Here is a 14,612-nt window from a genome sequence, read left to right as displayed (position 1 = left end):
TATTTTAACAAAAAGTATAGTTCAAAACTCATTAATTATAGGTTAACTCGGCATTGAAAGGTGTCCTAAAAAACAAAGGCAGGGTAGACGTGTGGATAAATGGAATATCAATAAAAAATGCGCTAACAGCTACATCATAGGGGGGCTGACGTCAGTACTTGTTTCCGCAGGTGCGATGGCTGATGAAGCCGATGACTGTATTTTAGAAGGCGTAAAAAATGCCACGCCAGAGTCATCGTTAGTAACACTAAAAGAAAACTGTGAGCGCTTGAGAGCGGCTGCAGTAGAAGTGCCTGCGCGGTTAATAGAAGAGAAAAATACTGAATTTAACCCATTTGTCATTACGCCACATCGCCAAAATTATATTCTCGCTTATAGCTATATAGACTCGCCTAACCAGCAGCCATACCAACAAGATATTTACCCAGGCATTACTGACCCGATTAACAATGAAGAGATTAAGCTTCAGCTTAGCCTTAAAGTGCCGCTAACGTACTCTAAATTATTGTATGAAAATGATGGCATTTACTTTGGTTTTACACTGAAGTCTTTTTGGCAGCTTTATAGTCCAGATATTTCTGCCCCTTTTAGAGAGACAAATTACCGCCCTGAAATTTATTATGAAACATCATTTCCGTTTGAACCGTGGAACGGAACGTTATTGACTCGGGTCGGTATTGAGCACGAATCCAATGGTCGCTCACAACTGTTAAGCCGAAGCTGGAACCGAATTTATGCAGGCGTAGGTTTTGCACAAAACAACTGGAGTGTTTACGTTCAGCCTTGGTATAGAATCCCTGAGCAGGCTAAAGTCGATGATGGCGACCCAACAACGCCTCCACCACCTAAAGGGGATGACAACCCAGATATTGAAGACTATTTAGGGCACTATGAATTACACGGGGTGTACTCCCATAAAGATGTCGAGTTTACAGGCATGACACGGTACAACTTTGAAGAAGGCAATGGTGCGATTGAAGTCGGTGTGAGCTTTCCCTTGTGGGGCCGACTCAAAGGTTATGTTCAGTACTATAATGGCTATGGTGAGAGCCTGATTGATTATAACTATCAGATAGAGCGCATTGGTATAGGGATTATGTTAACGGATATGCTTTAAATCCGTTTGAGAGTGTTAGGTTAGATAACGCTTATATACATAGGTGAAAAATATGATGGTAAATAGTCGCGATATTATTGAATTTTGGTTTCATGAAACCACGCCTAAACAATGGTTTGAAAAAGATGCTGCTTTTGATCAGGTCATTAAAGATCGATTTTTTATGACTCACCAAGCAGCCGCGCAAGGCGAGCTCTATCGCTGGCGTTCAAGTGCAGAAGGGTGTTTAGCTGAGATTATTATTTTAGACCAGTTCTCTCGTAATATGTTTCGAGATCAAGCGTTAGCGTTTGCCTATGATAACGTTGCATTGGTGTTGGCTCAGCGTGCGGTTGAGTTAACGCTAGACCAAGCCTTACCTGTAGAGCAACAGGGGTTTATCTATATGCCTTATATGCATAGTGAGTCTCGCCTTATTCATGAGCAGGCAGTGCCGTTATTTAGTCAGCCAGGGCTGGAGGAAAAACTGCACTTTGAATATCGCCATAAAGAAATTATAGACCGGTATGGTCGATATCCACATCGTAACGCTGCCTTGGGGAGAGCGTCTACCACTGAGGAACTAGATTTTCTAGAATCACCGGGCTCGTCATTTTAACGCATAGCCTATTTAATTCATGGCTATGCGATTTAACCTGAGCCCTTAGAGTCTCATGCTGACATTCGCTCGCGTGTTGATTTATCAAGCGAGCAGATATCCTTTACACCGACTAATTTAGTTAACTGATTAATTAGCATAGAAATACTCCGCTCGCCGGATACACTCAGTTCTATTTCCATGAGTTGGTCATTAGATTTCATGACCATATTGTCTAATGCAAAGCCTCTTACTCTGATGGTGCGCAGCAAGCGCTCTAAAATAGCCGGTGTGTTTTCTACGCTAAATTGAATGGTTGTTTGGTTGTAGGCTATCTGGCTCATGCTGCACTCCCTTTTGTTTGTTGAGTATGGCTAGTTTCATCAATCATTTCGCTATTAGCTGAACCGGGCTTAACGATCGGCCAAACGTTTTCTTGGCTGTTTATCTTTACATGGAGCAGCATCGGCCCTTCATAGGCAAACAGTGTTTCGATTGCCCGTCGCATCTGACTCGCCTGCGTGATTGAGTGCGAGGGTATCTCAAAGGCTTCGGCCATTTTAAGAAAATCTGGGTTGTCTGAAAGGTCGATTTCGCTGTAGCGCTGTTTATAAAATAATTCCTGTTGTTGCCTCACCATTCCTAAGCATTGGTTATCAAGAATAATAATCTTGATCGGTAATTGGTGGCGCTTTATGGTCGCTAGCTCCTGTACATTCATCATAAACGAGCCGTCACCACTCACATTAATAACGGTGTGGTCAGGCATAGCAAACTGCGCGCCGATGGCAGCGGGTAAACCAAAACCCATAGTACCTAAACCGCCACTGGAGAGATGGCTTCTTGGGTGATTAAACGTGTAGTGTTGTGCAACCCACATCTGATGTTGGCCAACGTCACAACTGATAATGCTCTTATCTTGGCTTAACCGCGATAACATAGCGACAAAGTCAGGGCCATTGATCGTCTCATGCGGAGTCGTTTGCTCGCTATTGGCTGGACGGCAAAAACCATTGGTTCTTTTGTCAATGGTGCACTTTTTCTGCCATTCGGTAATATCTAGAGGCATGCTTAATGCGGGTAATATCTCGGCTAAATTACCCTGTAAGGCAATATCACAGGCTTTTAACTTTGATATTTCAGCAGGGTCACACTCGATCTGAATAATATGAGCGTTAGGTGCAAAGGTGTTAACGTTACCGGTCGCCCTGTCATCGAACCGTGCGCCTGCCGATATGAGTAGGTCGCACTCTTGAACGGCTAAGTTTGCCGCTTTAGAGCCGTGCATTCCAAGCATTCCAAGGTTGTGACTATATGAGCGACCGCTATTACCCAACCCTTTTAGGGTTTCTACGCAGGGTATTTGGGTTTCTTCAAGAAACGTTCTAAGCGTATTTTCTGCCATGGCCATTGAAACCCCGCCACCACTATACAGTAATGGTTTCTTGGCAGATGCTAGCAACTGGCGGGCTTTTTCGATATTGCCTTGCCATGTTTTTCCAATTGTTTCCTTCTGAGCTGGCATCGCTATGTCAGGCCTAGGTGTTTGTTTTTCAGGTGAGGTCTCGCAGGCATTAGACTCAATTGCCATTAATGCCTCGCGGCTCACAGGCGCTAATAAAACATCCTTGGGAATATCTACCCAAACAGGGCCGGGTCTGCCACTTTGAGCCAACTGTATCGCCTGATCCACAATGCTCGGCAACTCATCAGCGTCAGTCACTAAATAGCTGTGTTTAACAATACCTAGCGTCATGCCAAGAATATCGGTTTCTTGAAAAGCGTCTGTGCCAATTAGCGCCGTTGGTACTTGCCCTGTAATGACTAGCATCGGAATTGAGTCGGCAAAGGCATTGGCAACCCCTGTAATAAGGTTTGTGGCACCCGGCCCAGATGTAGCCATGCATACGCCAATTTCACCACTGGCTCGAGCATAACCATCAGCAGCTAAGGCACAGCCTTGCTCGTGTCGACAGAGGATATGCTGTAATGCTTGCTCAGGTGTATTGTCGCTGACAGAGACCAACGCATCGTAGAGGGGCATGATACAGCCACCAGGGTAGCCGAAAATAGTCTCGATTTTATGGGTCTTAAATGCCGCGATAATACTCTCTGCGCCGTTCATGATTGTGTCCTTGTTCATTTTCACTATTGAGTCATCCTCGCGAAGGCGGGGATCTATTATTGTCTTTTCTGTTACCCAAAAACGAAAAAACCCCCGGTTCTTTCGAAGCGGGGGTTTTATACGTATTAAGTTAACTATTTACTCAGCAACGCAAAACTCCCCGGAGCGGTACGACGACCACCAGGACGAGAACATTGACGACGAGCATAATAGAGCGATTCATGATTACGTATTTTATACCTGATTCAACGAGCAAAACGTGTTTGCAAGGCTCGCTGTTGATTAATGGGCTGATCTAAATTTGATCATTATGGAGCAAAGTCTAGCCTTAGATGCTTATGGTTGGCAACCCTCTAAGGCCATTTTTTGTTAAAACAGTTAAGTCTGGCTAGGTTATTTTGGCGTTGATAGCTTTTTTAGCGCCGCTAATAGGTAGGTCCAAAACAGTTGAACGCTTTCGATATGTACTCGCTCATCGGGCGAATGAGCGCCTCTGATGGTGGGGCCGAATGAAATCATATCCCACTCAGGGTATTTTTGACCTAAAAGGCCGCACTCAAGCCCTGCGTGAATCACTTGTATTTTTGCGTCCTTACCAAACGTATTTTTATAGACGTTTTGCATGGTGGTTAATAATGGTGAAGCTGGCGCAGGTTGCCAACCAGGGTATGCGTTATCGGTAATAACGTTTGCGTTTGCCTCTGAAAAAACAGATTGAATGAGTGCGCAGGCTTTTTCTCTGGCAGTGTTGTCTGAACTGCGCACCAAACATTGGGCTGCACAAGATTGTTCATTTAGAGATACCGTGGCGAGGTTATTGGATGTTTCAACCACACCGTCAAATATGCTGCTCATTTTTATAACCCCGTTGGGGCATCGGTAAAGGGCATTAAGCAGCTGTAATTGGCTCTCATTGGTTAAGCATTTAGATGGGCTTTGGTTGTTCTGTGGATGAATATCAGCGGTAACAGTATCATTAGCCGCGCTCAGTTCACTTCTGAAAAGAAGCGTCATAGCGTTTACATAGTCTTCAAAATCTTCTTGTTGTTGTTTAGGTAAAACTACGGTTATTTCACTGTTGCGGGGAATCGCATTGCGCAATGTGCCGCCCTCAAAACGACTTATTCTAAGGTCAGGAAAGTCATGTCGAGACTCTAACGCAATACGGGTTGCTAGTTTAACGGCGTTGCCTAGCCCTTTATGAATATCAATACCCGAATGGCCGCCTTTCAGATCTTTTACTGATAATCTGAGTGCCGTGTAATGGTCGGGGATGGCTTCCCATTCAACAGGGATAGCAATATTAACGTCGATACCGCCTGCACAGCCAACATACAGTTCACCCTCTTCTTCGGTATCAAGGTTAAGTAGTAAACGCGCGTTGAGCACGCCGGCTTCAAGGTTTGTAGCGCCACCCATACCTGCTTCTTCATCAACGGTTAGGAGTGCTTCTAGTGGGCCATGTTCGATATCTTCGCTTAACATCACTGCCAGAATCGCGGCCACGCCTATACCATTATCAGCACCGAGTGTCGTGCCGTTAGCGGTCACCCACTCGCCATCAATATAGGGTTCTATCGGGTCAGTAAAGAAGTCATGAGTACTGGCATCGGTTTTTTGAGGCACCATATCTAAATGGCTCTGCATCACTATAGCGGTAGCATTTTCACGGCCTTTCGATGCCGGCTTTCTAATAATCACGTTGCCGGCTGAGTCAGTAAATGCGTCTAAGTTTTTCGTATGAGCGAGCTTGAGTATATGAGTGACTAGTGCCTGCTCATGTTTCGACGGGCGTGGAATCTCACACAGCTGATTAAAATAGTGCCAAATTAAGTGGGGTTTAAGTTGTGTGATATTCATAATGATGACCTTTAAAGCGCCTCGGTCTGACAGACATTGGGACGCATGCGAGAATAAATGGTTGAAACTATGCGTCACACAATAAAGAAAACTAGCTGTCTTGAAAAGGGCTGGTGATATCAGCCTTCCTAGGATAATCCTTGCGGCTTTATTTTTTCGGCTAGACTTACATTAACCTAGAGTCAATTCATCAACCCATTGAGCATGAGTGTTAGGAGTGAAGCCTATATGGCGGTGTCACCAGAACAGCGAGAAATTGAGCGTAAAGCACGAGAATTAAAGGTTCAGGAAGATCGCCTGACACGACGTTTAGAGCAGCAGCAGAGGCAAGAGGATAAGCTTGCACAGAAGCAACAAACGCTCATAGAGCGAGAGGCGTCAGTGGCGGCTCAAGATCAGGATATTAGACGTCGAGAGCAACAGCTTGAACAACAACTTAAGCAGTTTCACAGTGACCAATCAAAACGGGCTGATGAACTGCAAGGGTATCAGCGAGCGAGCAAGCGCCGGTTATCGTTTATGCTACCGATACTATTGATGGCAGGGGCTGCTTCAGGGTATCTAACGTATGATTATTACGCAAAGAATAATGTGTTTTCGCAGCGTCTGACTCAAGCTAATCAAAACGTTAATAAATTGAGCTCAGTGCTGACCAAGGCAGAAGACCAAAAAGCGGAGGTACTGCAAAAGCTTGTACTAAAAGAAGATGAATTGAATGGTAAGCAAAGAGAACTAGACACTCGGCTAAAAGCATTAGAGGCCTCCATTGCTTCTTTGACCTCAGAAAAAGAAGCCTTACTGCAAGCGAGCAAAAAATTGGAAAGCACGTTGGCTGAGAGCGCTCATAAACTAAATGATAGCAGTGACTTAATCGCCCGCTTGAGTGAGGAGAACGAGCAGATTAAAGCCGCTATGGTTGAGCATGAAGCCTTACTAGCAGAGATGGACGTGCGTGAACAAGCACTGACAGCAGCGTTTGAAGAAAAAAAAGCGGAATTAATCGACTCAGCACTGGTCATGGGTGAACAAGAGGAAGCAATAGCCGAACAAGCTCAGCGACAATTAGCCATTGAGCTGAAGTTAGCGACACTTCAAGAGAAGCATGATGTGTTAAATGTGAATCGAGATGAGTTAGCAGAAACGTTGGATGAATTGACCCAGTCATATAAAGCGATTAAGTCTGAATTAGCCTCTTTAAAAGCAGAAAAAGAAAAGCAGGTAATACTTGAGCCATAATGGAGTGGGTATTTGAAAAGAGAATCGCGCCATTTTGGCGCGATAGACTACTCTTCTAAAATCACTACTTTAAACCATAAATACCCACGGCTGTACGCACCTTTTCCATCATGCTTTGGCTTAGCTTGCGCGCTTTCTCTGCCCCTTTTTGCAACTCTGCTTCAATTTCTTGTGGGCGTGTGATTAGATCGTTGTAACGCTCACGAGCTTCGCCAATCTCTTCATTAATCAGCGCGAATAAACGCTTCTTGGCATCCCCCCAGCCTATACCTTCAGCAAATGCTTGACGCATTTCAGCTGTTTGTGCTTCGCTGGCAAATGCTTGCCAAATCTGAAAGACGGTAGAGGTGTCGGGGTCTTTAGCTTCGCCAGGCTCAAGTAGATTGGTTTGTATCTTATTGATATGTTTTTGCAATTGTTTTTCAGTTAAGAACAATGGAATAGTATTGCCATAGCTCTTACTCATTTTACGACCATCAAGGCCTTGTAGTATTGCGACGTTATCGCCTACCACATATTCAGGTAGTGTCAAAATAGGTTGTTTTTTGCTGGCATAAATATGATTGAAACGTTGCGCCATATCGCGTGCCATTTCAACATGCTGAATTTGATCCTTACCAACCGGGACTTTATTGGCGCCAAACATCACGATGTCGGCGGCCATTAATACGGGATAGCTAAAAAGCCCCATGGTGATGGCTTTATCGGGGTCTTCGTTGTTGGCTACGTTAGCATCGACAGCACCTTTGTAGGCGTGAGCGCGATTCATTAACCCTTTGCCGCAAACGCAACTGAGCAGCCATGTCAGTTCAGGAATTTCACGAATATCTGATTGTCGGTAGAATAATGTGTTATCGGTATCTAACCCGAGCGCAAGCCACGTGGCCGCGATTTCCATGGTTGATTGATGTACCTGTTTAGGATCTTGGCACTTGATCAGTGCATGATAATCGGCTAAAAATAGAAATGACTCGATATCATTGTTTTGGCTTGCTTCAATGGCAGGCCGGATGGCTCCGACATAATTCCCTAGGTGTGGAGTGCCAGTGGTGGTGATTCCGGTTAAAACCCGTTGTTTGTTCATCGACTACCCACCTATGCTAATCGCCATTTTAAGAGGCGTTGAGAAAAAGCCGATATAATACCTAAGATAATGCAATCAGTCGATGTATGTCAGTGCTCTCGTTGAAAAGTCTGGCAATATTAATTACGTAAGACAAATACCTTAAATTGATGTTGAGACAGTATATGGGCGGCGATATCACTACGTTGTCCGCCGTCTTCAGTCAGGTAATAGGCCACGGACTTGTCGAGTTTAGATAGGCTATCGCGCAGTTCGCTTAACGGTATATGAAGGCAGTCTGGCATCGGGATATGCTCAAATTCTGACAACGAGCGAATATCCAGTAGTGCCATTTTTTCTTCAGGCGCTGCAAGTGTATTACGGTACTCTGCGATTGAAACATATTGTACTAATGGGCTGTGAAGTAATTTCTGAAAAGACTCTTTATCAAGCCTAGCAAGGCAGCCATCCTCCTCCATTATCACAGAGGCAGAACGCACAATATCTGACACCAACGCCTCTTCGCCAAAATAAGCGCCTGGCCTTAATGTTGCGACCTTGGTTTTTGGGTCACCGACTACCACTTGAGCACTCCCGTTTATGAGTAAATAGAAGTAGTCGCCCTCATCATTTTCTTGAATGATGGTTTGCCCTTTTTCGACTTCTACGCGTTCAAACTGGTCGAATAGTTCGGTGATATTGGCAGGGGGTAGGTTTAAGAAGAGTGGGAACTCCAACAAACTGGTCATCCAGTTAAAATATTCCTCATCAAACTCACCTTGAGCGGCGTTTGGCGTTATTGTTTTTGAGTTCTTTTTAGGACCGTTGTTATCATTTTTTGGATTTGATTCACTCCAGGCAAGGGCTCGGTCTAGCAGTTTAGGGTCTACTAAGAATAGATGGCCGGTTGTTTGGGCTTTTACGGTAGCATCGCTGGGAATAAGATGGTTGATCGGGTGCTTTGACTCTTTACGTTTACTATCAACGGTTTTGCTAGAAAAAAGGCCTTTTTTAACGGTGATCTTGCCTGCTAATAAATAGTAATGAAATTTTAGCGCGTGGCCTTTTTCAAAGAGTACATCGCCTGCTTCAAAAACGACCACACTGCCCTTTTTGATAACCTCAATTAAATACGTTGATGAGAGTTGATCCAATGGAGAGTAGCTCGCCATGGTCTTTTCAGTAATATTGTATTGTGATTGCAGGGACATAATCAGATCTTAAATGAGGTTAGCATTTCGCGTAGCTGATTGGCTTTGCTTGCCATCTCTTCACTCGCTCGGGTTGTTTCTGCTGCATTGCTGACATTGCCTTCTGCTGCTCGGCTGATACCTACAATGTTTCTATCAATGTCTTCAGCGGTAGCAGCCTGTTGCTTAACAGCCTCGGCAATATGGGTGTTCATTTCGGCAATAGACGAGACTTTATCATGAATGGCATCTAATGCATCCTCGACTGCTTTTGACTCTATTACCGTCGCTTCTGCCATTTTATGGCTATTGGACATGGCGGTGACGGCATTACCGACACCTAGCTGAATCTTATCGACCATCTCTTCAATCTCTACGGTTGATTCGTGAGTACGACCTGAAAGGGAACGTACTTCATCAGCCACTACGGCAAAGCCTCGTCCGTGCTCACCGGCACGCGCGGCTTCGATTGCAGCGTTAAGAGCGAGTAAGTTGGTTTGCTCTGCAATGCCTTTTATTTGAACCAGCACCTGACTGATATTGGCGCTATCTTTTGCTAATTGGTCAACAACGGTGGATGAACTTTGAATCTCACCCGCTAGATTATTAATATTGAGCAGGGTCTTTTGAACCTGTTCTCGCCCCCGGTTTGCCTCATTACTGGCTTCTTGAGCGGCACTTTCTGCTTGTGCCGAGAAGTCAGAGACTTCACCAAAGTTAGAAGACATCTCAGTCATAGCGCTTGAGGCTTGCTCGGTTTCTGCCATTTGCTGGTTAATAGAGCTACTGGTCACGCCGGTTATTTGGCTTACTTCTTGAGATTGCTGATAGACGCTATTTGAGGTGTTATGGACTTCCCTGATTAACTCTCTCATACGTTTTGTTGTTTGGTTAAACTGTTCAGTTAAATGCCCTAACTCATCGTGAGTCGCTACTGTCATTGTGACCGTCATATCCCCCTCTGCCATCTTACAGGCGGCGTCTAATAAACGGTCTATTGAGGTACGTAAAGACAGGTAGAAAGACGCATAGAGATACATAATTAGTAACAGCACAGCCCCTATGGCCATACTGGTTAGCTGTAATTTGTTATGTTGCTCGTCTAGCCTCACTTTAAAACGCTGATCGACTGCGGAGAAAATTTTGCTGGTGAGCGTGTATTGAAGGTCTGTGAACTTTGAAGCCGCATCAAAATAAGTTTGCCAGGGCGTATCAAAAGTTACTGCGGTCATGACTTTATTATCAACTAGATCTAACAGTTGGGTAATATCAGTGGCGAGCGTTAACCCCATTTCTTGTAAATCCGACTGGCTCTGAGGGATCATGATACTCACGATTTTTTTGAGCTGTGGCTGAGCTTCATACAGTTTGACTGAATTCGCATCTAACTCTTCAGCAATATTAGAACTTAAATAGGGTAAGGTTAAGGCGTATGAACCCGTACTTCTGAGTCGCCCCACGGTTTCGCTGAATGGCTTTAAATCACGGACGGCAAAGTCGACTAATGATTTTGTTTCAGGATTTGAATCAATTGACAGCTGACTTAGTTCGACGGTGGCCTGAAGCAATGCGTTACTGTTTGCTACCAGAGAATTGAGAGTATTAAACGTGGTGAACGGCGTGTTATTGCTGGTGACGGAAACGTGTTCCATCTCTTTAAACGACTGTTTAATCGATTGCAGTAATTTTAAATAGGTTGCTTCTTGGGTGAATTTAGCGTTACTTTCCTCGAGGGTGCTGATCGCCTTTGTGACCGCCTTTTGATAGTCGACTAAACCGGCATTTAAATCAGTTGAGAATTGATATGCCGCGACGATTTTTGCGTCTCTATAACGCTCAGCTGCATTCACTAGTGTCTGTGTTTGATTCAGTAATTCCAATCCTTTTCGCTGATTCTCTGTAATCTCTATTTGTCGATAGGCGTCATTGATGACGGTATAACTCAGCCAGACCAACGGTACAAAAAATAGCAAACTGATCAGCATAAACTTGTTGGCAAAGCCGAGTCGAGATATGAGTTTCATCCCTGGAAAGAAAATATTTTTTAGCACAATAAGAACCTGAATACTTCATGATTATTTTGCTTAGCCATGGGGTTAAGCGTCAGATGTCAGCTAACGAGCGGGTTGACCCGTTTTATCATTACTATGAATACATCGCCCAACTACCCGAAAACTTTAGCTTTTATGCTACCGAGAGAAACCATTGTTGGGCACTCTATTGAGTATAGAAGGTTATTCTGCAAGCGACAAAACAACCTATCAGATTTATCGCCACTTATGGATTAAAGGCGCTAAAAACCATAAGTGGACGACTCACGAGCGAGGTTTAATGTCGGCTAAGTGCGTCTTGATAGGTTTCACGAAGCTTCATTTTGAGTAGTTTGCCGGTGGCTGTGTGGGGTAACTCGGTTACAAATATTACATCGTCAGGCAGCCACCATTTGGCTACTTTGTCTGAAAGATAATCAATAAGTGCTTGTTTACTCGTCTCTTCGCCTTCTTTGGTGACAACTAACAACAGTGGGCGCTCATCCCACTTAGGGTGAGGGACACCAATAACGGCACACTCTGCAACCGCAGAATGTCCAACAGCTGCATTTTCTAAATCAATCGAGCTGATCCACTCCCCGCCTGATTTGATGACATCTTTAGCTCGATCGACGATATTCATATAGCCTTGTGGGTCAATCGTGGCGACATCTCCGGTATCGAACCAACCATCCACTAGTGGCGACTTTTCATCTTTATAATACTGTTTTATCACCCAAGGGCCTTTCACCATCAATCGGCCAAATGAATCACCGTCATGGGGAAGGGTTTGATTATCAGCCCCGATAATCTTCATCTCAATGCCGAACACTGGACGACCTTGTTTAGTTTGCAGTTGGTAGCGTTCATCAAGCGTTAAACTTTTCATGTGGCGGTTCATGCTGTTGATCGTGCCGATAGGGGATAATTCAGTCATTCCCCATGCATGCATGACAAAGGCATCGTGATGCTCCTGAAAGGCTTTAATCATCGACAAAGGGGCAGCGGACCCACCAATCACGACATTTTTGACCGGCTTAAGGGTGACATTTTGCTGTTCGCAATATTGTAAAAGCCCCTGCCAGACCGTTGGTACGCCGAGAAGCAAGTCCACTTGTTCTGCATCAATGAGCGCTGAGAGTGACGCACCATCCATACCCGCACCCGGTAAAACCAATTTTGCGCCCACCATCGTCGCTGAATACGGTACACCCCAAGCATTAACGTGAAACATCGGTACGACAGGCAATAAGTTGCTACTGTTTCCAATATCGAGCGCGTCTCTTGAGATGCTCGCCCAAGCATGTAAAACGGTTGAACGATGACTGTAAAGCACGCCTTTAGGGTTGCCCGTTGTGCCTGAGGTATAGCAGAGAGAGGCTGCGCTTTCTTCATCGACCTCTGGCCATTCAAATTCTGCTGACTCTGAGTCGACTAATGCTTCGTAACAAAGAAATGGGATCGCGTCAGGTAGGGGTGAGTCGGGCATGTTTGCGCGGTTTGTCATGACCACCACTTGTTTAAGAAATCTTAATTCCGGCGCTATTTTTTCTAGCAATGGTATAAATGTTAGATCGATAAACAGCACTTCATCTTCTGCATGATTGAGTATAAATGCCAGTTGCTCAGGGAACAGTCGCGGATTCATGGTATGTAAGACAGCGCCACTGCCAGAAACCGCAAAATAAATTTCATAATGGCGGTGGGTATTCCAGGCGAGGGTCGCGACTCGGTCTTGCTGTTTTATGCCTAATCTTTTTAAACCATTGGCAAGGCGTCTAGCTCGGGCTGCGGCGTCTTTATAATGATACCTGTGAATTCCGCCTTCCACGTTTCGGCTGACAATTTCACCGTCTTGGTGATACTGCTCTGCATATTGGAGGATGGATGAGACTGTAAGTGAGGTGTCCATCATTAATCCGTGCATGATTATCTCCTGGAGCAAAATCTAACTGATGTAGATGATTAGTTTTATTATTAATAAGTTATGGTGTCTATGATGGTCCTAAAAAGCCTGTTTAGGCAATAGATATTAATTCGATTTAATTTTTAGATGGCATGTGCGCTGGTAACTCACCCTAGCCCAACGTAAACTTTGTTGTATTCATCCGGCTAAGGAGTATCTGTTTTATGGCTATGTTGTCTACTGTGATTCAACCTATTAATTTTTTGAGAAGTACCGTGCTTATCTTATTAGGGGCTATGGTGCTTTCGGGGTGCAATGAGAAGCAGCCTGAACAGCTATTCTTGAAAGAGAGTGAGATTCAAGCGGGTCTTGACCAGCAGTTGCCGGTTAATGGTATTGTGAATGTTCAAATTCACATCCCTGATGAAGTTGCGAGCCTGAGTGGTTTTTTTGCTGAGCGAGTAGTGTCTGACCCGATTGTTGAAGCGAAAGTTGAACTTAATAGTGCAGACGTAGCATTAATAAACGGTGAAACCGACAAGGCTGGACGTATAAACCTTATAGCAAAGCCTGTCATTAGAACGACTATACTCGGTTTCGATATAGCGGAGTCTTTGAGTATTGAGCTAACGGGGCACTTAATCGCCCGCGAAGAGAGCCTTTATTTCGAGCCCACTGCATTGAACGAAACCGGCTCATTCTTTTTTAATAATTTTGTGCCAAAAGAATATCGCAGCCAATTCATCGAAAACTTAAATGACTGGTTTGTGGCTTACTTTAGTGCTTATCCCGTATATACATTGACTCCGAATGATCGGTTTTCACCTAGTGACATCAAGAACGCCACACTGACTATTGAAGATGACCTAGTACGATTTCATTAATTGTTATATGACACGCTCATTATTCTTAATAGGATAATCGACTATAGCGAATGATTTATAGTCGTAAATAGTCGAAAGCATCAAACGCTTCTCAACTACACTGTAGGTGGTGTGTAGCATCCTATTACTAGCGAACGTAAATAAGCGTTCATGAGGAGCACAGACAATGAAAATGATATTAGGGATCTTTTTAGGATTTTTCTTGATGAGCCAGACTGCCTTGGCAGGAGACGCGACCAAGAATGAATCAATGGATGACGTAACCGTGCAGGAAGGTGCTGCAGAACAGTTTGAGCAGACATTGAAAGACTCTCCTACCGCTTCAGGTATGACTGAAATGGACACGAAAGAGGGAGACATGACAGATCAGGTTCAGGCGCCTATTAAGACAGGCGAAGAGGCGGATATGTCTCAAGAAGAACCGATGGATGATGAGTCAGAGTATTGAGGCAGCGTCACAGCATTAGCTATCCCCGCACGCAATAATCGTGGCATGAGTATTCATTAGTAGGTTATGCCCCTTCGATTAGCAACAAGCCCTAGTTTTTACTGGGGTTTGTTGTTTTTGGCGCTATTATTACCATTAAGTGGGTGTCGAGCTGAAACCGCGCGACATTTTGCAGC

12 protein-coding genes are annotated in these 14,612 nt (G+C 44.5%); 5 read left to right on the top strand and 7 right to left on the bottom strand.

Features of this window, described 5'->3' with window-relative positions:
* The first annotated feature begins 91 nt into the window (after positions 1-91).
* On the top strand, positions 92-1,117 hold the full coding sequence (locus tag NKI27_RS18945; protein ID WP_265047576.1) for a phospholipase A: 1,026 nt from the start codon (positions 92-94) through the stop codon (positions 1,115-1,117).
* A gap of 52 nt (positions 1,118-1,169) precedes the next feature.
* Entirely contained in the window at positions 1,170-1,715 is a 546-nt protein-coding gene (locus tag NKI27_RS18940; protein ID WP_265047575.1) for a DUF924 family protein, read from the top strand.
* 53 nt (positions 1,716-1,768) lie between these two features.
* On the opposite strand, the gene ilvM is transcribed toward NKI27_RS18940, so the two are convergent.
* The 3 genes from ilvM to NKI27_RS18925 form a co-directional block, all read right to left on the bottom strand.
* On the bottom strand, positions 1,769-2,038 hold the full coding sequence (gene ilvM / locus NKI27_RS18935) for an acetolactate synthase 2 small subunit (protein ID WP_265047574.1): 270 nt from the start codon (positions 2,036-2,038) through the stop codon (positions 1,769-1,771).
* Positions 2,035-3,837: an acetolactate synthase 2 catalytic subunit gene (ilvG, locus tag NKI27_RS18930; protein WP_406803177.1), complete on the bottom strand. Its 1,803-nt coding sequence runs from the start codon at positions 3,835-3,837 to the stop codon at positions 2,035-2,037. Before ilvG ends, ilvM begins: the two co-directional genes overlap by 4 nt.
* 375 nt (positions 3,838-4,212) lie before the next feature.
* The gene (locus tag NKI27_RS18925; protein WP_265047572.1) at positions 4,213-5,679 is read right to left on the bottom strand and encodes an aminoacyl-histidine dipeptidase; all 1,467 of its coding nucleotides are present in this window, start codon (positions 5,677-5,679) and stop codon (positions 4,213-4,215) included.
* Between the two features lie 228 nt (positions 5,680-5,907).
* Here NKI27_RS18925 and NKI27_RS18920 point away from each other — a divergent pair, with 228 nt between their 5' ends.
* Entirely contained in the window at positions 5,908-6,915 is a 1,008-nt protein-coding gene (locus tag NKI27_RS18920) for a coiled-coil domain-containing protein (protein WP_265047571.1), read from the top strand.
* Between the two features lie 64 nt (positions 6,916-6,979).
* On the opposite strand, the gene trpS is transcribed toward NKI27_RS18920, so the two are convergent.
* The 4 genes from trpS to NKI27_RS18900 form a co-directional block, all read right to left on the bottom strand.
* Positions 6,980-7,999, bottom strand: coding sequence for a tryptophan--tRNA ligase (gene trpS, locus NKI27_RS18915; protein ID WP_265047570.1), 1,020 nt, complete (start codon positions 7,997-7,999; stop codon positions 6,980-6,982).
* A gap of 119 nt (positions 8,000-8,118) precedes the next feature.
* Positions 8,119-9,189, bottom strand: coding sequence for a cyclic nucleotide-binding domain-containing protein (locus NKI27_RS18910; protein WP_265047569.1), 1,071 nt, complete (start codon positions 9,187-9,189; stop codon positions 8,119-8,121).
* A 2-nt stretch (positions 9,190-9,191) separates the two neighbouring features.
* Positions 9,192-11,219 (bottom strand): methyl-accepting chemotaxis protein, encoded by a 2,028-nt coding sequence (locus NKI27_RS18905; protein WP_265047568.1) that lies wholly within the window; start codon positions 11,217-11,219, stop codon positions 9,192-9,194.
* 277 nt (positions 11,220-11,496) lie between these two features.
* Entirely contained in the window at positions 11,497-13,125 is a 1,629-nt protein-coding gene (locus NKI27_RS18900; RefSeq protein ID WP_265047567.1) for a 3-(methylthio)propionyl-CoA ligase, read from the bottom strand.
* Positions 13,126-13,328: 203 nt separating this feature from the next.
* On the opposite strand from NKI27_RS18900, the gene NKI27_RS18895 reads away from it, so the two are divergent.
* Positions 13,329-13,988 (top strand): DUF1439 domain-containing protein, encoded by a 660-nt coding sequence (locus NKI27_RS18895; RefSeq protein WP_265047566.1) that lies wholly within the window; start codon positions 13,329-13,331, stop codon positions 13,986-13,988.
* Positions 13,989-14,154: 166 nt separating this feature from the next.
* Positions 14,155-14,436: a hypothetical protein gene (locus NKI27_RS18890; protein ID WP_265047565.1), complete on the top strand. Its 282-nt coding sequence runs from the start codon at positions 14,155-14,157 to the stop codon at positions 14,434-14,436.
* Positions 14,437-14,612 lie beyond the last annotated feature (176 nt).

Source organism: Alkalimarinus alittae (genome assembly GCF_026016465.1).
In the GTDB taxonomy this organism is placed as follows: Bacteria; Pseudomonadota; Gammaproteobacteria; order Pseudomonadales; family Oleiphilaceae; genus Alkalimarinus; species Alkalimarinus alittae.
The sequence above is the reverse complement of the archived record's forward strand: the minus strand, read 5'-3'. Positions and strand labels throughout refer to the sequence as shown.